This is a genomic window from Arthrobacter sp. LAPM80 (assembly GCF_046736435.1).
GTDB lineage: Bacteria > Actinomycetota > Actinomycetes > Actinomycetales > Micrococcaceae > Specibacter.
The window spans coordinates 171258-188189 of record NZ_JBCHVD010000004.1 but is presented as its reverse complement, the minus strand read 5'-3'; the positions used below and the strand labels follow the sequence as shown (position 1 = coordinate 188189).

The 16932-nt window shown below is 63.6% G+C and carries 16 protein-coding genes; 7 read left to right on the top strand and 9 right to left on the bottom strand.

Translation table 11 applies throughout. The features are described 5' to 3' along the window. The first annotated feature begins 3 nt into the window (after positions 1-3). Positions 4-1137 carry a serine hydrolase domain-containing protein gene (locus AAGW05_RS06500; protein ID WP_411803675.1) on the top strand — a complete coding sequence of 378 codons (1134 nt, stop codon included), beginning with the start codon at positions 4-6 and terminating at the stop codon, positions 1135-1137. Positions 1138-1318: 181 nt separating this feature from the next. Here AAGW05_RS06500 and AAGW05_RS06495 read toward each other — a convergent pair whose 3' ends face one another. Next, the gene (locus AAGW05_RS06495) at positions 1319-2221 is read right to left on the bottom strand and encodes a phosphatase PAP2 family protein (protein WP_411803674.1); all 903 of its coding nucleotides are present in this window, start codon (positions 2219-2221) and stop codon (positions 1319-1321) included. 59 nt (positions 2222-2280) lie between these two features. Here AAGW05_RS06495 and AAGW05_RS06490 point away from each other — a divergent pair, with 59 nt between their 5' ends. Both AAGW05_RS06490 and menD read left to right on the top strand, forming a co-directional pair. Beyond that, a complete protein-coding gene (locus tag AAGW05_RS06490; protein ID WP_411803673.1) occupies positions 2281-3255 on the top strand; it encodes an o-succinylbenzoate synthase in 975 nt (324 codons plus the stop codon). Positions 3256-3413: 158 nt separating this feature from the next. Then, positions 3414-5153 carry a 2-succinyl-5-enolpyruvyl-6-hydroxy-3-cyclohexene-1-carboxylic-acid synthase gene (menD, locus tag AAGW05_RS06485; protein ID WP_411803742.1) on the top strand — a complete coding sequence of 580 codons (1740 nt, stop codon included), beginning with the start codon at positions 3414-3416 and terminating at the stop codon, positions 5151-5153. Positions 5154-5230: 77 nt separating this feature from the next. On the opposite strand, the gene AAGW05_RS06480 is transcribed toward menD, so the two are convergent. From AAGW05_RS06480 to AAGW05_RS06465, 4 genes are all read right to left on the bottom strand, one after another. Further along, a complete protein-coding gene (locus AAGW05_RS06480) occupies positions 5231-6034 on the bottom strand; it encodes an amino acid ABC transporter ATP-binding protein (RefSeq protein ID WP_411803672.1) in 804 nt (267 codons plus the stop codon). Then, positions 6031-6975 (bottom strand): amino acid ABC transporter permease, encoded by a 945-nt coding sequence (locus AAGW05_RS06475; protein ID WP_411803671.1) that lies wholly within the window; start codon positions 6973-6975, stop codon positions 6031-6033. The genes AAGW05_RS06480 and AAGW05_RS06475 overlap by 4 nt, the downstream gene beginning before the upstream one ends. A gap of 26 nt (positions 6976-7001) precedes the next feature. Beyond that, the gene (locus AAGW05_RS06470) at positions 7002-7940 is read right to left on the bottom strand and encodes an ABC transporter substrate-binding protein (protein WP_411803670.1); all 939 of its coding nucleotides are present in this window, start codon (positions 7938-7940) and stop codon (positions 7002-7004) included. A 163-nt stretch (positions 7941-8103) separates the two neighbouring features. Further along, complete coding sequence (locus tag AAGW05_RS06465) at positions 8104-9468, bottom strand: isochorismate synthase MenF (protein WP_411803669.1); 1365 nt, start codon at positions 9466-9468, stop codon at positions 8104-8106. Between the two features lie 113 nt (positions 9469-9581). On the opposite strand from AAGW05_RS06465, the gene AAGW05_RS06460 reads away from it, so the two are divergent. The 3 genes from AAGW05_RS06460 to AAGW05_RS06450 are packed head-to-tail and all read left to right on the top strand — an operon-like array spanning position 9582 to position 12740. Further along, positions 9582-10283, top strand: a complete 702-nt coding sequence (locus AAGW05_RS06460) for a demethylmenaquinone methyltransferase (RefSeq protein ID WP_411803668.1) — start codon at positions 9582-9584, stop codon at positions 10281-10283. A gap of 34 nt (positions 10284-10317) precedes the next feature. After that, complete coding sequence (locus AAGW05_RS06455) at positions 10318-11640, top strand: geranylgeranyl reductase family protein (RefSeq protein WP_411803667.1); 1323 nt, start codon at positions 10318-10320, stop codon at positions 11638-11640. After that, the gene (locus AAGW05_RS06450) at positions 11637-12740 is read left to right on the top strand and encodes a polyprenyl synthetase family protein (protein WP_411803666.1); all 1104 of its coding nucleotides are present in this window, start codon (positions 11637-11639) and stop codon (positions 12738-12740) included. Before AAGW05_RS06455 ends, AAGW05_RS06450 begins: the two co-directional genes overlap by 4 nt. A gap of 122 nt (positions 12741-12862) precedes the next feature. On the opposite strand, the gene AAGW05_RS06445 is transcribed toward AAGW05_RS06450, so the two are convergent. The 4 genes from AAGW05_RS06445 to AAGW05_RS06430 form a co-directional block, all read right to left on the bottom strand. Next, positions 12863-13654: a hypothetical protein gene (locus AAGW05_RS06445; RefSeq protein ID WP_411803665.1), complete on the bottom strand. Its 792-nt coding sequence runs from the start codon at positions 13652-13654 to the stop codon at positions 12863-12865. A gap of 408 nt (positions 13655-14062) precedes the next feature. Continuing rightward, the gene (locus AAGW05_RS06440) at positions 14063-14662 is read right to left on the bottom strand and encodes a hypothetical protein (protein ID WP_411803663.1); all 600 of its coding nucleotides are present in this window, start codon (positions 14660-14662) and stop codon (positions 14063-14065) included. A 63-nt stretch (positions 14663-14725) separates the two neighbouring features. Continuing rightward, positions 14726-15145 (bottom strand): hypothetical protein, encoded by a 420-nt coding sequence (locus AAGW05_RS06435; RefSeq protein ID WP_411803662.1) that lies wholly within the window; start codon positions 15143-15145, stop codon positions 14726-14728. A gap of 85 nt (positions 15146-15230) precedes the next feature. Beyond that, a complete protein-coding gene (locus AAGW05_RS06430) occupies positions 15231-15875 on the bottom strand; it encodes a trimeric intracellular cation channel family protein (RefSeq protein WP_411803661.1) in 645 nt (214 codons plus the stop codon). A gap of 115 nt (positions 15876-15990) precedes the next feature. Here AAGW05_RS06430 and AAGW05_RS06425 point away from each other — a divergent pair, with 115 nt between their 5' ends. Then, the gene (locus AAGW05_RS06425) at positions 15991-16932 is read left to right on the top strand and encodes an ABC transporter ATP-binding protein (protein ID WP_411803660.1); all 942 of its coding nucleotides are present in this window, start codon (positions 15991-15993) and stop codon (positions 16930-16932) included.

Here is a 16932-nt window from a genome sequence, read left to right as displayed (position 1 = left end):
ACCATGAGTACACACTTTGCCCCGGTGTGGCGCGCGCTGGAGGGCGTTGTCGCGTCCGGATGGGCACCGGGCCTGGTGGCCGGCATCCGGCACGGGGGAACCACCGAGTATTTTGCCACCGGCGTGCGCACCCTGGGACAGCCGCAACCCATGCGCACGGACACCCCGTTCCGGATTGCCTCGCTGTCCAGGCCGCTGGCCGGGGCGTTGGCCGCGTCAATGATTGCGGACGGCAGCCTGGCGCTGGATGACCCCGCCGACATGTGGCTGCCCGAACTCGCCTTCCCCCGCGTGCTCGCCAGCCCCGACGCCCCGCTGTCCAACACGGTTGCCGCGGAGCATGAGATCACCGTCCGCCAGCTGCTGACCCTGACCCACGGCCTGGGCCTGACCTTCGATGACACCCCGCTGGCGCAGGCCATGGCCGCGGCCGGACTGGTGCCCGGGCCGCGTCCGCCGGCCATGATGGCCGATGAGTACATGCACCGCATCGCCGCCCTGCCGTTGGCGCACCAGCCGGGCACGCGGTGGAGCTACCACACGGGCAGCGACATCCTCTCCGTCCTGCTGGCCAGGGCAGGGCAAGCTCCGCTGCGGCAAACCCTGTGGGAACGCATCGCCGGTCCCCTCGGCATGGACTCGACAGCCTTCTATGGCGACCCCGATGAACTGCCCACAGCCTATGAACCCACGACGTCGGGACTGGCCGTTTTCGATGGACCCGGGGGTTCGTTTTCGGAGCCGCCGCCGTTCGAGTCGCTTGGCGGGGGACTGGTATCCACCGTTCCCGACTACCTGTCCTTCCTTGCGGCCCTCGCCGATGACACCCTGCTTCCCGCGGAATTGCGTGCGGAAATGACACGGGACCAGTTGACAGAGGGCCAGAAGGAGGGCCTGGCCGAGATGGTCGGACCAGGTGTTTCCTGGGGTTGGCAGATATCCGTGGAGACCGGCGCACATCAAGCGTGGAGTGCCCCGGGCCGGTTCGGCTGGACGGGAGGCATGGGAACAACCGCGTATGTGGATCCCTCGAGGGACCTCATCGGCGTCCTGTTCACCCAGCGCCTCATGGCCGGTCCCACCGAGGACTTCGCCTACTTTTGGGAACCCCTGCTGGCCGCGATCGGGCCGGCCTGAGGCTACTTCCTGATAGCCAGGGAAATGTGTTTGGGATTTCCCTGGAGGGTGATTGTGGCTCTTTCGTTTGATAAGACACTGTCAGAAACGACCATGCTCGACGTGATGACGTTGTCCCCTGGATATCCATCGAACCACCCGAGTTCAGGGCCCGCCCAATAACGCGGGTTACGGCGCGGGGTCAACGCCGGTTGCGCCGTCGTACGGGAAGGGTGAGGAGCAGCGTGCCCGCAAGGGTCAGGCCGTAGCCAACCCCCACAATTTCGACCACGCCAAACAGGAGGTAGCTGACGGTGCTGTCGCTGCCGGGCCCTGAGAGCGACCGGAAGAGCAGCGCCGCGGCCACGCCGGTCAGCAGGGCCAGCACCGCGGCCATCGCCGTCCAGCCGCGGGCCGAGGCCCAGTGCATCTGGGATCCCAGCCACACGTTCCAGCGCGGACCGCTCCGCATGACCACGAGAGCCGCAAGGGCCGTCCAGAACGCCACGACGAAGAAGGCGGCCATGACGTCCGACGGGCGGTGCCACTGGTTGATGAGTGTGGAAATACCCGCCAGGACGGCGTAGCTGCCGCCCACAAAAGCGGCGGCGGGGCGCCATCGCGGTGACACCACGAGGAACACGGCGGCCGCCGCGCTGGCAGCGAGCGTGCTGTGCCCCGACGGCAGCGAGTTAAGGCTGAGGGTGTTCACGCCAAGGTCCGGACGGTCCGGCAGCCCCGACTTGATGAGTTGGGTGGAGAGGTTCGCCGCGGCCATCGCGGCAATGGCAAGGCCGGCGGCCATCCACCGGCGGCGTGCCAGGGTGACGAACAGGACAACAATCACCGCAATGACAACCGACGTGGCCGGAAGCAGGTCAAGGACCTGCGCCGCCTGGGTGCCGATCCGCCGCCGGGCCACGGCGGCCTCGACCAGGGCGGACTCGTCAATGAACTGTCCCGCGGTGGTTTTGACGAAGAATCCGTAGCTGAGCACCACGCCTGCCAAACAAATGATGGTCGCCGCCAGGAATGGCCAGGCGGCTATGCGCGCTGCAACAGGGGCATGTGGGCCCGGACGGTGGAATGCGGCGTGGGTGTTCATCGCCTCTAGGTTCCCACAGATTCATGGGAACACGCTGACCATGGGGCTACAGTGAAGGCATGTTTTCAATCCCTCCGCTGGAGCAGGTTCTTGCCGCCGCCCACGTTGTCTCCCTGCCCATGAAGGTGAAATTCCGCGGCGTGAGCGTCCGCGAGGTCATGGTCCTTGACGGTCCGGCGGGCTGGGGTGAGTTTGGTCCCTTTCTGGAGTACGACGATGAGGAGTCCGCGCGCTGGCTGGCCTCGGCCCTTGAAGCCGGCTGGCTTGGGCACCCGGATCCTGTGCGCAACCGGGTCCCGGTGAACGCGACGGTTCCGGCGGTGTCCGCCGAACAGGTGCCTTCGGTGCTGGCTGCCTTTGATGCCGTCCACACCGTGAAGATCAAGGTTGCGGAGGCAGGGCAGACCCTCGCGCAGGATGCGGCACGGGTGGGGGCCGTTCGACATTTGCTGCCCGAGGCCAAGATCCGCATCGACGCCAACGGTGGCTGGACGGTGGAGCAGGCCGTCTCCGCGCTGCGGATGCTGGGCGTGTTCGGGCTCGAGTACGCCGAACAGCCGGTCGCGAGCATTGAAAAGATGGCGGCCGTGCGCAAGGCCATGGGCGGATCGGTCCTGATTGCTGCCGACGAAAGCGTCAGGAAGGCAGCGGACCCGCTCGCCGTGGCCCGGGCGGGGGCGGCCGACCTCCTGGTCGTCAAGGCCGCGCCGCTCGGTGGTGTGCGACGGGCACTTGAGATTGTCGCCGAGGCGGGGCTGCCCGCCGTCGTGAGTTCGGCACTTGACTCATCGGTGGGCATCGGCGCCGGACTTGCGCTGGCGGCGGCACTGCCCGAGCTGCCCTACGCCTGCGGACTTGGCACGGTGTCCCTGATGGCCGCCGACGTAGCCTCGCCCAGCCTCGTGGCCGTGGACGGCGGCATGGACGTGCGCGACGTCGTGGCGGATCCCGAGCTGCTGGCCCGGTTTGCAGCCCCGGCCGAACGCCGCGATTGGTGGCTTGAGCGCCTCCGCCGCTGCCACGCCCTCCTCTGACGCCGCACCCGATCCGGCCCCCGACTCCACAGATCACGCCCTCAAAACCGCTGTTTGGGGCGTTTTAAGGGTGTGATCTGCCCACTGACCCACCGGTCAGGCGCCACCTGACCCCCAGCCCGGTTGGCTAGAGTAGGGGCGTGACTTTACTTAGCTCAATGGATGCCGCCCGCTACGTTGTCGATGCCCTGGAACGCCACGGTGTCCGCCATGTTGTGGTGGCTCCGGGATCCCGCAGCGCCCCGCTTGTGTACGCCCTGGCGGAGGCTGAAGCCGATGGCAGGCTCACAACGTACGTGCGGATTGACGAACGCGTCGCCGGATTCACGGCGCTCGGCCTCGCCCAGGGATCGGGTGCGCCGGCCGCCGTCGTGACAACGTCGGGAACAGCCGTCGGCAACCTGATGCCGGCAGTCATGGAGGCCAACCACAGCGGAACGCCGCTTGTGGTCCTATCGGCCGACCGCCCCGAAGAGCTGCGCGGCACGGGCGCAAACCAGACAACGCGGCAGTTCGACCTCTTCGGGGAGCATGTGCGCTTCGCCACCGACGTGGAGGCAGGAAGCGACCCGAGCAGCGCCGTCGCGACCGGCCTGAGCGCTGCCCGCGGACGGCTCGACGGCATCCCCGCCGGACCCGTCCAGATCAACCTTGTCTTCCGCGACCCCCTCACCCCGGCACTTGACGGCTCGGAGTGGGAACGGCTGCTGCCAGTGATTGACAGCCCCGAAGACTTCGATGCCGGGACGCCGGAACCGAGCCAGTCCCTGCCGTCGGCAGCCCAGCCTGCGGCTGCCCTCCCTGTGGGCGCACTGCCGCCGGAGGCGCTGCCGTCAAACCGCCACCGGACAGTGGTTGTCGCCGGGCACGACGCCGGTCCCGAGGCCGAACACTTTGCCCGCATGCTGGGCCTGCCGCTGCTGGCCGAGCCGTCCTCCAACGCCCGTTTCGGCCCCAACGCAGTCGGTCCCTACAGGCTGCTGCTGGAGAAGTTCGGGCCCGGCAGCGCCAACCCAATCCAGCGCGTGGTGCTCTTTGGCCGCCCGACCCTGTCGAGGCAGATCAGCGCGCTGCTCGCCGCAGAAGGCCTTGAACGCGCCCTTTTCCTGCCCAGGCCGGCGTCCTGGTTTGAGGCCGGGCGCCGCACGGAACTGGTCCTGACCCAGTGGGACCAGCTCGTCGGCTTCGCCGGGCACGGCCCCGACGGCTGGCTCAAGGCCTGGCAGGATGCGGCGGCGACGGCCGAACAGGCGCTTGACATGGTGCTGGATGAAGCACTGCCCCACGACGACGGGCTGACAGGGCCGCAGCTTGCCCGCCAACTATGGGCCAGGGCTCAGCAGGACCCCGGCAGCAATCTCATGCTGGGATCCTCAAACCCCGTCCGGGACGTCGATTTGGCGGGCCGTCCCACACCCGAGAACAACGTCACAGTCCATGCCAACCGCGGCCTGGCAGGCATCGACGGGACGGTCGCCACAGCCACCGGCCTGGCACTCGCAACGGGCGCGGCAACCCGCGTGCTGCTCGGCGACCTAACCTTCCTGCACGATTCCGGCGCCCTCACCATCGGCCCCACCGAGCTGTCCCCGCGGCTGCAGATCATCGTCCTGAACGACGGCGGCGGCGGCATTTTCTCCGTGCTTGAACACGGAACCCTGGCCCAGGCACCCAACTATGCGGCCGCCGTCGAACGCTTCTTTGGCACCCCCCACACCGTAGATCTTGGTACGTTGGCCGCCGCGCACGGCTGGGGGCACACGGTGGTGCGCACGACGGCGGAACTTGCCGGCGCACTTGCCGCACCAATTGAGGGGCGCACAGTCATCGAGGTCGCAGCAAGCCGCGGCGGCCTGCGCGGGCTCCACGCCCGAATCGCCTCCGCCTTAAACAACTAGCCCGCAGAAAACGGCGAAAATTCACGATTTTGACGTGTTTTTCGCCGTTTGCTGCGGGCCAGATTCAACGCGGCAAGCTAGAGGACGCGGCTGAGGAATTCCTGGGTCCTGTGGTGCTGCGGGTTCGCGATGATCTCGCGCGGGTTGCCCGTTTCGACCACGACTCCGCCGTCCATGAAGGTCAGGGTGTCTCCCACCTCGCGGGCAAATCCGATCTCGTGCGTCACCACGATCATGGTCATGCCCGACTTGGCCAGGTTCTTCATGACCTCAAGGACGTCGCCCACCAGTTCGGGGTCAAGGGCCGAGGTTGGCTCGTCAAAGAGCATCAACTCCGGTTCCATGGCCAGCGCCCTGGCGATGGCGACGCGCTGCTGCTGCCCGCCGGAAAGCTGCGACGGGTAGAAGTTGGCGCGGTCGCTCAAACCCACCATCTCAAGCAGTTCATGGGCCTTGAGTTTCGCGGCCGCCTTGGACTGGCGCTTGACCTGGGTCGGCGCCTCGATGACGTTTTGCAGGGCCGTCTTGTGCGGGAACAGGTTGAAGCGCTGGAACACCATGCCGATCTCGCGGCGCTGGGCCGCAATCTGCTTCGAATTCAGGTCATGCAGTTTCCCGTTGACGTCCCTGAAACCAATCAGGTCGTCGTGGACGTAAATCCTGCCGGCGCTGATGGATTCCAACAAGTTGATGCAGCGCAGGAGCGTGGACTTTCCCGAACCCGACGGGCCGATGATTACCGACACCTCACCGGGCTTTATGGTCATATCAATGCCCTTGAGCACGTGGTGTTCGCCAAAGAACTTGTGCACGCCCTGGATTTCAACGAGCGGCTTCACACCCTTGGCTGTTTGTGGTGTGCTTGCGCTGGCTTCGGTCATTGTTTCCCACCTTCAGTGGTTCCGTCCGTGGGCTCAGCCGGCTTTGTGTGGGCCGCGGCCGCGACGGCTGTTGCCTTCACGGGCGCCTTCATGATGTTATCAACGCCCTTTCCAAAGTGCCGCTCGATGAAGTACTGGCCCACCATGAGCACCGAGGTGATCAGCAGGTACCAGAAGGCGGCAACCATCAGCAGCGGGATGGGCAGGAACGTGCGGCTCGCCAGGGCATTGGTGACAAAGGTCAGGTCCAGGGTGAAAGGCACAGCCAGCACCAGGGACGTGGTTTTGAGCATGCCAATGGTTTCGTTGCCCGTGGGCGGGATGATGACGCGCATGGCCTGCGGCAGGATGATCCGCCACATGACCTTGGACCTGCGCATGCCCAGCGCCTCGGCCGCTTCCATCTGGCCGTTGTCCACGGACTTCAGCCCGGCACGGAAGATTTCGGCAAGGTAGGCGGACTCATTCAAACCAAGGCCAACAATGGCTGCCACCGTGGCATTGATGACAGTTGTCGTGTCCCAGGAGAAAAGCTCGGGCCCGAAAGGAATGCCGACGATGATCTTCGGATACAGGGCTCCGATGGTGCCCCAGAACAAGAGCTGCGTGTACACGGGGGTGCCGCGGAAGAACCACACCCATACCCATGAGACGTACCTGAACAGGGGATTGTCCGACTGGCGCATGAACGCCAACAAGATGGCCAACACAATGGCGATGACCATCGAGCTGACAGTCAGTATCAGGGTCCAGCCCACGCCCTGGATGACGAGAACGTCGAAGAGGTAGGCGGAAAACGTTCCCCAGTAGAACTTCGGGTTGGTCATCATCGACTGGATGACCATGGCGGCGACCAGAAGAATGACGGCGGCACCCACCCAGCGCCACGGATGCCGGACGGGAACCGCGTCGATCAGCTCAAGGTTTGAGTCATTGCCCATCGCGGGGCCCCGCCGGAAGCGTCCGGTCAATTTTTCGCGGCGGGGTTGAGGACTGCTTTGGTGACGGCGCCTTCAGCGTTGTTCCAGGTGTCCAGGATCTTCATGTATGAGCCATCGGCAATGAGCTTGTTCATGACCTTCTCCACAACTTGGGCGAAGGCCAGATCACCCTTGGCAATGGCGATGCCCTGCTCTGCCGAATCGTAGACGGCGCCGAGGGGTTCCAGCTGGCCGTTGGTCTTGGCCAGTGCGTTGCGGGTGATGGGGGAGTCGGCGCTCATGGCGTCAATCGTGCCGCCAACCAGGCGAGTGGTGACATCCGTCTGGTTCTTCAGCGAGACGATCGTGATCGCCGGCTTCCCTGCTGCCACACAGGCTGCGGACCGGCCTGAAACATCGGGGTCCTCCTCAACGGTGCCGGTCTGAACGCCTACTGTCTTGCCGCAAAGATTGTCCACGTTGATGCCCTTGGGGTTGCCCTTCTGCACCGCCCACAGCACGCCTGCGTTGAAGTAGCTGATGAAGTTCACGGCCTTTGACCGCTCCTGGGTGATGGTGAAGGAGGACAATCCCATGTCGTAGACGCTGCCTAGCTTGGGCAGGATGGAAGAGAAGTCGGCCGTTTGGACCTGGGCTTTTTTGCCGAGTGTTGCAGCAATGGCTTTGGCGAAGTCAACGTCGTAACCGACGGGTGTCTGGCCGTCTTTGGCAAGGAACTCGGCGGGTTCATAGGAGGTGTCTGAGCCAACGGTCAAAGTGGCCTTGTCCTTGACCGAGGCGGGCAGCAGTGCAATCAAGGCATCGTCCTTGGCTACGGAGGTGGGATCGAAGGCGGTGCCTTGCGATGCCCCTCCTGTACTGCCGGTGCCATTGTCCTGAGATGCTGATGTGCAGCCCGTCAGCGCCATTGCTGCGACGGCTGCAACCGCGGCCAGACGAACGGTCAGCTTGGTTGAGATTTGCATGGGTGTCCCTTTGATTCATGGAGAACTACATCGATAAGAAACTAGTGTAGCCCGCGGTGATTTGCATCACGGTAAACTACATTTCACTATTGAACAACTTTGCAGTGCCGCTGGCAAGGGTTGGGTGGACGAACCTACCCGTCGGTAGCGGGCCCGGGGATGCTCAGGGGTGGCGTTGCAGGTTCAGGGCCTGCAGCATGGGCCGGAATTTGGCCCATGTTTCGGCCAATTCGGCCTCGGGGTCGGAGGCCTCAACGATGCCAGCGCCCGCATAGAGACGCACCGTGTGAGCATCCTCCAGCACGGCCCCGCGCAGGGCTATTCCCCACTCGCCGTTGCCTGCCCCATCAAGCCAGCCGACGGGTCCGGCATAGGGACCGCGGTCCATTTTTTCAAGCTCCAAAATGAGCTTTCCGGCATCCTCGCGAGGTGTCCCGCACACGGCCGCGGTGGGGTGAAGGGCTTCAACCAGGGCTAGGGACGTGGGTAGATGACCGTTTGAGCTTGCCAGTTCGGCCGTCACGTCCGAAGCAAGGTGCCACACGTTCGGGAGTTCCAAAATGAAGGGTTCCGATGGAAATGACAGGTCCGTGGCGAAGGGTGCCAGTTGCCTCGTCAGTGAGCGGACGGCGAAGTCATGCTCCTGCCGCTGCTTGGTGGAACCACCCAAAACCTTGTCCGCAAAACCCGTGGAACCTTCAGGTTCGTCCTCGCGGTCAAGGGTCCCGGCCAGCACCCGGGCCTGGGCCGTGGAGCCGACAACCTTGATCAGGATTTCGGGTGTCGCGCCCACCAGGCCGCGCACCCCGTAGGTCCAGCATTCGTCGTACAGGCTTACCAATCGTTGCAGAATTGAAACCCTCTGCACCGGCTGGGGGAACGTCGCCACCACATCCCGGGCCAGGACCACCTTTTCAAGTCCGCCGTGGGCAATGACTTCCACGCCTGCCGCGACGGATTCCTTCCATTGCTCCTCGGTGAGCGCCCCTGAACGCACTGTGCCCGCAGAGGGGGCCTCCGGCGTCGAACTTTCAAAGGAAACGGAAGGGGAAGGTGCCGCGCCTGAGGCGAGCACGTCGCGCAGCAGCCCAAGTGCGGATTCGGCGGTGGGGGCACCCGCGTCCAGGGTCAGCTGGGTGAGCCAGGCGCCGCCGCCGGCAAAGCCGATCACCAGGGCGGGGACGATCAGTTCGGATGTGAAGGTGCTTGTTTTGGAGAAGGCGAACGAGCCGAACGCCATGGCACCGGTTCCGGGCATGCGCACGGAATCGTCAACCACGGCCCCGGCAAGCAGCGCCTTCCACCAGCGTTCGGCGTCGGAGAAGCGTGATGCTCCGGTGCCGTTGAAGGACGCAATTTCGCCAAATCCGAGCAGGCCCTCGCCTCGGCGCAGCCAGCATAGGGGGTCCGATGCTGGCGATGTGTTCAAAAAGCTGGCCGGCCCGGTGACGGCGAGCCCGCCCAGCATGGCCGGATCCAGTGCCAAGGTCAGGGTGCGCAGCGAACGGGTGTCCAAGGAAGCAGTCATGATGAGTCAAGATTACTCGCCCGGAAGCCCGACGCCGGTGCGGTGGCGGTGTGATGACCCACAGGCGCCGGCCACTTTGAGCGAACTGCGCCAAAGTTTGAGAGACTAAGGGGGTGAACCGTGCATCCTTGGAGAAGCGTCCGGAAGAAATTGCCGCCATGTTTGACGACGTGGCCCCCAAATACGACATCGTCAACGACGTTCTGTCCCTGGGACAGACTCGCCGGTGGCGCCATGTTGTGGTTGACGCCGTTGGGGCCGTCCCTGGCCAGCGCGTCCTTGACCTGGCCGCCGGCACAGGAACATCAAGTGAACCGTACGCCGACGCCGGCGTATCCGTGGTGGCCTGCGACTTCTCGGTCGGCATGCTGAAGGTGGGAAAACGCCGCCGCCCCGACATCGACTTCGTCGCGGGGGATGCCACCAACCTGCCGTTCGCCGACAACTCCTTCGACGCATCCACCATCTCCTTTGGGCTGCGCAATGTGATGGATCCGAAGAAGGCGCTGCGCGAGATGCTGCGCGTGACAAAGCCAGGCGGCAAGCTGGTGGTGGCCGAATTCTCGCACCCAACCTTTGCACCGTTCCGCACCGTCTACACCGAATACCTGATGCGCGCCCTGCCGCCGATCGCCAAAAAGGTTGCCTCCAACCCCGACGCCTACATCTACCTGGCCGAGTCCATCCGGGCATGGCCCAACCAGGACAAGTTGTCGCGATGGCTCACCGAGAGCGGCTGGGAATCCGTGGCATACAGGAATTTGAGCGGCGGCATTGTGGCAGTCCACCGTGCCGCCAAACCCCATCCGGCATGACCAACCGCAGCCAACCGAAGGAATTCCACCAACCGTGAAGGTACTGATCGTGGGCGCCGGCCCGGCCGGATCCACAGCGGCCTACCACCTGGCCGCCGCCGGCATCGAGGTCACCGTCCTTGAAAAGACCCGCTTCCCGCGTGAAAAGGTCTGCGGTGACGGGTTGACCCCTCGGGCTGTGCGCGAAATGCAGCTCATGGGCCTGCCGCACGACCCCGCCGAAGGATGGCGCCGAAACAAGGGCCTGCGCCTGATTGCCGGCGGGCGCCAAATCGAGGTTCCCTGGCCGGAGCTGAGCAACTTCCCCAACTATGGCCTGATCCGCACCCGCCTGGGCTTCGACGAGTCGCTCGCCGCCCATGCCCGGGCTGCCGGTGCCGTCATCCTTGAGGGCCACTCGGTCTCCACCGCCCTGACCGACGACGCCGGAACCGTCGTCGGTGCCCGGGCGTCACTTATGGACGACGAAGGCAGGAAGACGGGAGAGGTTGCGGACTTTTATGCCGACGTCGTGCTCGCAGCAGACGGTAACTCAACCCGCACGGCGCTTTCCCTCGGCCTGGCCAAGCGCGACGACCGCCCCATGGGCGTTGCGTACCGCACCTACTTTTGGTCCCCTCGCCATGACGACGACTGGATGGAGGGCTGGCTCGAACTGAACTCCCCGGACGGCAGGCAGCTTCCCGGCTACGGCTGGGTGTTCGGGGTGGGGGACGGCACCTCCAATGTTGGCCTTGGCATTTTGAATTCATCCAAGGAGTTCGGCAAGCTCGACTACCGTGCCGTGTTGCGCGGCTGGACGGCCGGCATGCCACCCGAGTGGGGTTTCACCCCTGAAAACCAGGTGGGACCCATCCGCGGGGCGGCACTGCCCATGGGCTTCAACAGGACCCCGCACTACTCCGAGGGCCTGATGCTCCTTGGCGACTCCGGCGGCATGGTCAGCCCGTTCAACGGCGAAGGAATTTCCTATGCCATGGAATCTGCCAGGTACGCGGCGGACTTCATCATCCGGGCGGCGGGAACCAACTCCGCACTGGCCGCCCGCCACGCCCTCTCCGGCTATTCCGGCTTTGTCCGCGAACAATGGGGAAGCCATTTCACCCTTGGCCGGGCCTTCGCGTCCCTCATTGGCAACCCCAACATCATGAAACTGGCGCTGCGCACGGGTATGCCGCTGCCGGTTTTGATGCGCTTTGTGGTGCGTCTGATGGCCAACCTCACGGACTCAAGCGAACGCGGTTTTGAGGATAGAGTGATTCATCTACTGGAAAAGCTGGTCCCGGCCACCAGCAACCAGGTCAATACCCGATCGTCCAAGCAACAATCCCTTCCAATAGTTAGTGTTAAGCAGTGACTACTTCCGCAAACCATAGCTGGACCCATGCTGGTCAAGGGCGTCTCGAATCACACGATCCCAACCCCAGCACCATGGCCATTGCTACAGGGCTGAAATTGCCCTCCGGATTTTCCGCCGTGGCCGAAGACCCGGATCTGGGACCCTCCATTGCCATGAGCATGGCGAAGGTGGAGAAGGTCCTGCGCGAAGCCATCGCGCATTCAGATCCGCTGGCCGACGCCACCAGCAGGCACCTGGTTGAGGCCGGCGGCAAGCGCATCCGCCCGCTGCTTGTCCTCCTTGCCGCACACCTCGGGGACCCGAACCGGAAGGAAGTGGTGCAGGCCGCCGTCGTGGTTGAACTGACGCACCTTGCCACGCTCTACCACGACGACGTCATGGATTCCGCGCCCTTCCGCCGCGGTGCGCCGACGGCCCACGAGGTGTGGGGCAACACAGTGGCCATCCTGACGGGCGACCTCATTTTTGCGCGCGCCTCCATCCTGGTTTCTGAACTGGGCGCGAAGGCCCTGGGCATTCAGGCCCGCACGTTCGAGCGACTGTGCCTCGGCCAACTGCATGAGACTGTCGGCCCGCGCGAGGACGAGGACCCGATCGAGCACTACCTCTCTGTCATCGCCGACAAGACCGGATCCCTGGTGGCCGCATCGGGCCAGCTCGGCGCGATCTTCGCCGGTGTCGACGAAGACCTCCAGGACGTCATGCTCAAATATGGCGAAAAGGTGGGCGTCGCCTTCCAGCTGGCCGACGACGTCATAGACGTCACCGGGCTCAAGCAGGTCTCGGGCAAGTCACCCGGCACCGATCTGCGCGAAGGCGTGCCGACGCTGCCCGTGTTGTTGCTGCGCAATGCAGCAGCCGCCGGCGACGCCGCTGCGGTGGCCGTGCTTGAGCTCGTTGATGGCGACCTGGCAAGCGATGAAGCCCTGGCCGAGGCGGTGGCAGGTCTACGCGGACACTCCGTCACGGCCGATTCGTGGGCCGTGGCCCGTGAGTGGTCGGATGCAGCCATTGCCGCGTTGGCCCCCATGCCCGAAGGCATCGTCAAGACCGCCTTGGTGAGCTTCGCCGAAGCCGTCGTGGATCGCGACGTCTAATTCCAGCTCCCAGCTGGGCAAAATGTGCCGCACTCTCGCGTGAGTGTCCAGTTATTGTCGTTATGGATTCGCCGTGGGCGCCAGAACGACGACAACTGGACACTCGCGCGTTGAATTGGCCACTAACTGAAGTCCTTCCGCACGTTCAGTTCTCCCAGCAGGGACCGTTTGGCCAGATTCAGTGGATCCGGCCAACCGCCCTGGACAAGCATCCGCGCCAGCTTTGTCACAGCAATGTGCCCTCCGCCCCGTAGATCATCCTTAAAGATCACAACCTGATGCCACCCCAACGACTGGGTGATGAAATCGCGGTCGCGATCCCTGGACTGCTGCTCGGGTGAAGCATGGTGTGCACCGTCGTACTCCGCGCAGGTCTTGTATTCGGGACATGCAAGGTCCGGTTCGACGCTGGGTTTCCCGGAGGCATCCTTGATCTTGAAGTTGGTTTCAAAGTCCGGGAGCGAAGACCTGTGGATGACCAGGCGGAGCCGGGTTTCCGGGGCCGAATCGACCCCAACCCGCACGAGTTCCATGACGACCTTGAGCTTGCGCATGCCCCGCGCACCCGAATGCTGGGCCAAGTAGGCTTGCAAATCCTCGAGTTCAACCATGGCGACCTTGATGCGGCCGTTATTGCGTCTGTGGCTGCAGACAAGTTGGTCGCCAATGACCACCAGCTCGTCCACGGTGAGCAGCGGCGCAATGTCCAGGAACGTCCGTGCGAAGGACGTGACGGGAACACCTCCTGAAACAACAACGTCTGACGGGCCGAGATTCAGCCTGTGCCCGGTGACGTGACGCCTTCTGGGCGCCGGGCAGCCGATAGCCCTGGACAGGTCCAGGGTCTGGATCGAATTAAACCTCTGCGGTAGATACAGGCCATGGACCTTTGCCGCGGTGATATGGCTGACCACGCTGTTGCCTGTTGCCTCGGTGTAGGGACGGCAGCTGTCAATTAAATCGCAGCCAACGTTTTTGGGGACCCTGATACCCCGGCTCGGTGTCCGAAGATCGCTGGACCTAACACGCCTGGCCGACAGTCCCGCCTTGCGGGCTTGGGCCAGGGTAAACGGGCGACGGGCAAGATGGAGTGGGAGCGGCGATGGATTCCTCATCCTTCAAGTAACTCGCAAAGCCGGCTGTTTCGGAGACAGGAAGGCAGCGTCTGGATGAATCTGTGGATAACTTTAGCGCGGGACCCCATGACCACATAAAATTGGCGGATGGGGCGGAACTGGCGTGAGTGTCCAGATAAAGTCGTTGTGGGCCCTCCGGGGACATCGAAACGACTTTATCTGAACAGTGGTGCCGGGTGTGAAGGTTCAGCGCTTGGCTGCGCCCAGCCGTGGAAGGACGAAGGGGCTTACGGCCTCTTCACTGTCGTTCCAATGAGCGTGGACGCTGAGGCGTTTGGCTTCGGCTTCGGCAGCGGTGGCCAGACCGGCGTCCTCGACACTGAGCATTACACCGCTGTGCTGGATGTTAAAGAATCGGAGCACCACCCGACGGCCATTCACATTCCACACGCAGGCCTGAACAATCGGGTCATGCCAGGGGGTGGCAGCATCACCGTACAGGGTTGTGAACTGGCGGACGAAGTCCTCAAAGCCCTGCCGCGTGACGGGGTTGTTGGTGGTCATGGAGGTGTATAGCTGCATGCTGACACTCATGAAACGGCCGTTGTAGGACGTCCAGGAAGAGGAGATCTCGCCGGGCTGTTTCGTAGAGAGTGAGTAGTGCGCCAAGGGCGACGCGGGAACGGCGTCATCCCAGCTTGCCCCCGAGGTGAACCCCAAACGCGCGAACAACGCTTTTCGTTCAGCATCTGAACGTGGCCAAATCCCCTGGACCAGCTTTTCGACGAGCCCCACAATTGCTGCCGGGCTGGGAACCAATGCGTTTAATTGCTCTTGTACGTTCATAACGTCACCGTACCGCTCCCGGACCAATATTCCCATCACTGCAAGCTGTGGACTTTCTGAGGATCAGTCCTCGTCGGTGAAAACCCAATCGAGCATGTCGAACACAAACTCGCTAAACGTGCCTTCTTCGTTGATCCATTCGCCCGTGGCGTTGTTGCGGCGCCACACGATGGGGTCCGGAACGTCGGCGTGGTCGGCCAGGATGCCCCAGGTGTAGGTCTCTTCCTCGTCCTCAAGGAACAACAGGTAGCCGTCCTGAACTTCAAGTTCTTCAGGATCCCAGAAGTAGTAGTAGGCCTCCATGAGGTCTTCGCAATTGCCCAGGGCATGCAGGAATTCGCGCAGCGCCAACGGGACGGTGATTTTCAATTCTTCAAACACGGCGTCCAGGTCCGCCAGAGCGATGCCGTCGGCTTCCTGCCACGGCTCCTGAAGGTACAGGGGAACCAGGCCGCGGAACTTTTCTACGAACATGTCAGACATTCAAATCTCCGAAAATTGGCGTGCTGTGCCCTGCGAAAATAGCTGCAGTGGTTCGCATGCGGTGCTTAATCCTTTGCCTTCAATCCTAGCCGCGACCGGGCCGGCGCGGTGTCCAGCTGCGGGCTGCCAACGGGGCATGCCAGCCGAAGCGCAGGCTCAGCATGCGGAGGGCGAAAACAACGATGGCGGCAAGGGATCCGCTCACGAGGTTCAGCCACCCCAGATGCCACAGCATCGTGGCCAGGCCCGCCCCGGCAAAGGCCGGAATGGCGTAAAGGTCCTTGGGGTCAAATACCTTGGGCACGTCGTTGGCCGTGATGTCGCGCAGGATGCCGCCGCCCACGGCCGTTGTGACGCCGAGCAGGATCGAGGCCACAGGGTTCATGCCCGCCTCCAGGGCCTTCAACGTACCGGTGATGCAGAACAGGGCCAGCCCGCCGGCGTCGAACATGAACAGCAGCCGGCCGCTGCGCTGGACATTATTCACGGTGACATACACCAACGCGGCAGCGGTCAGGGGCGGCACAAGGTAGATCTCGGTGGAGAATGCCGCAGGCGGCCCCTGGTTGAGAATGATGTCGCGCACCACGCCGCCGCCAAGGCCCACCATGGAGCCCAGCAGCACGGATCCTACGATGTCGAACCCCTTGCGTGCGGCGAGTAGGCTGCCTGAAACGGCAAAGAAAAAGACGCCCAAAAGGTCAAGGGCGAGGGCAACATCAAAGGTCATGGGCGCATTCTTCGGATCGGATCCCCGCAGTGTCAGGGCAGCGGTATCGTACGGGCTGTACGGATTGGCTTCAATTATCCGCCGTCCCGGCCCGATTTGTGGCTACGCTGGCTACATGGACGAAGCACAGCCGTCGATTCATGTTCAGGACTTCCATATGCATTTTGGTCAGAAGCGCGTCATCGAGGGGTTGTCCTTCGACGTGGCGCGCGGGGAAACCTTCGGATTCCTTGGCAGCAACGGCAGTGGAAAGACGACGACGATCAGGGCCTTGCTGGGCATCTACCGTCCCACATCGGGCATCCTCGAGATCAACGGGAAGGTGTTCAACGACGACTTTGGTGCCAGGCTCGGCTACCTTCCCGAGGAACGCGGGCTGTACAAAAAAGAGTCGGTGCTGGACGTGATGACCTACTTTGGCCGGCTCAAGGGGCTCTCCCGCCAGGGCGCACAGAACTTTTCACGGGAGTACCTTGACCGGGTCGACCTGGCTGACAAGGCAACCGTGCGCGTCGACAAGCTTTCAGGCGGCGAGCAGCAGAAGATCCAGCTCGGCGTGACCATCATGAACGAGCCCGAACTGCTGATCCTGGATGAGCCGACCAAGGGATTCGACCCCGTGAACCGGCGGCTGCTGATGGACATCATCGAGGAACGCAAGGACGCCGGGGCCACCGTCATGATGATCACCCACCAGATGGAGGAGGTCGAGCGGCTGTGCGATCGGATCATCCTGCTCAAGGATGGCCGCGCCGAGGCTTACGGGACCATTGACGAAGTCCAAAACCAGTTTGGCGGGCGGACCATCCGGCTCAAATACTCCGGCAGCCTTCCATCCTCGCCGAACTACACCGTCACACTCCGGGAGACCAACTACGCCGAACTCTCACTCGGTGATGCCGTGGATGAGGCAGATCTGCTGAAGGAACTGGTGCTGGCCGGGGTTATTGTGCGAGGTTTCGTGGCCGCCAAGCGCAGCATGGACGACATCTTCATGCAGGTCTACGGGGAAGCCGCCGCCGCGAATGCGCCAAGCACCGCGGGAGAGGTGGTTTGA

Coding starts and splice junctions, on each gene's coding strand:
- AAGW05_RS06500 (WP_411803675.1), top strand. CDS start 4: ATGAGTACACACTTTGCCCCGGTGTGGCGCGCGCTGGAGGGCGTTGTC.
- AAGW05_RS06495 (WP_411803674.1), bottom strand. CDS start 2,221: ATGAACACCCACGCCGCATTCCACCGTCCGGGCCCACATGCCCCTGTT.
- AAGW05_RS06490 (WP_411803673.1), top strand. CDS start 2,281: ATGTTTTCAATCCCTCCGCTGGAGCAGGTTCTTGCCGCCGCCCACGTT.
- menD (WP_411803742.1), top strand. CDS start 3,414: ATGGATGCCGCCCGCTACGTTGTCGATGCCCTGGAACGCCACGGTGTC.
- AAGW05_RS06480 (WP_411803672.1), bottom strand. CDS start 6,034: ATGACCGAAGCCAGCGCAAGCACACCACAAACAGCCAAGGGTGTGAAG.
- AAGW05_RS06475 (WP_411803671.1), bottom strand. CDS start 6,975: ATGGGCAATGACTCAAACCTTGAGCTGATCGACGCGGTTCCCGTCCGG.
- AAGW05_RS06470 (WP_411803670.1), bottom strand. CDS start 7,940: ATGCAAATCTCAACCAAGCTGACCGTTCGTCTGGCCGCGGTTGCAGCC.
- AAGW05_RS06465 (WP_411803669.1), bottom strand. CDS start 9,468: ATGACTGCTTCCTTGGACACCCGTTCGCTGCGCACCCTGACCTTGGCA.
- AAGW05_RS06440 (WP_411803663.1), bottom strand. CDS start 14,662: ATGAACGTACAAGAGCAATTAAACGCATTGGTTCCCAGCCCGGCAGCA.
- AAGW05_RS06435 (WP_411803662.1), bottom strand. CDS start 15,145: ATGTCTGACATGTTCGTAGAAAAGTTCCGCGGCCTGGTTCCCCTGTAC.
- AAGW05_RS06430 (WP_411803661.1), bottom strand. CDS start 15,875: ATGACCTTTGATGTTGCCCTCGCCCTTGACCTTTTGGGCGTCTTTTTC.
- AAGW05_RS06425 (WP_411803660.1), top strand. CDS start 15,991: ATGGACGAAGCACAGCCGTCGATTCATGTTCAGGACTTCCATATGCAT.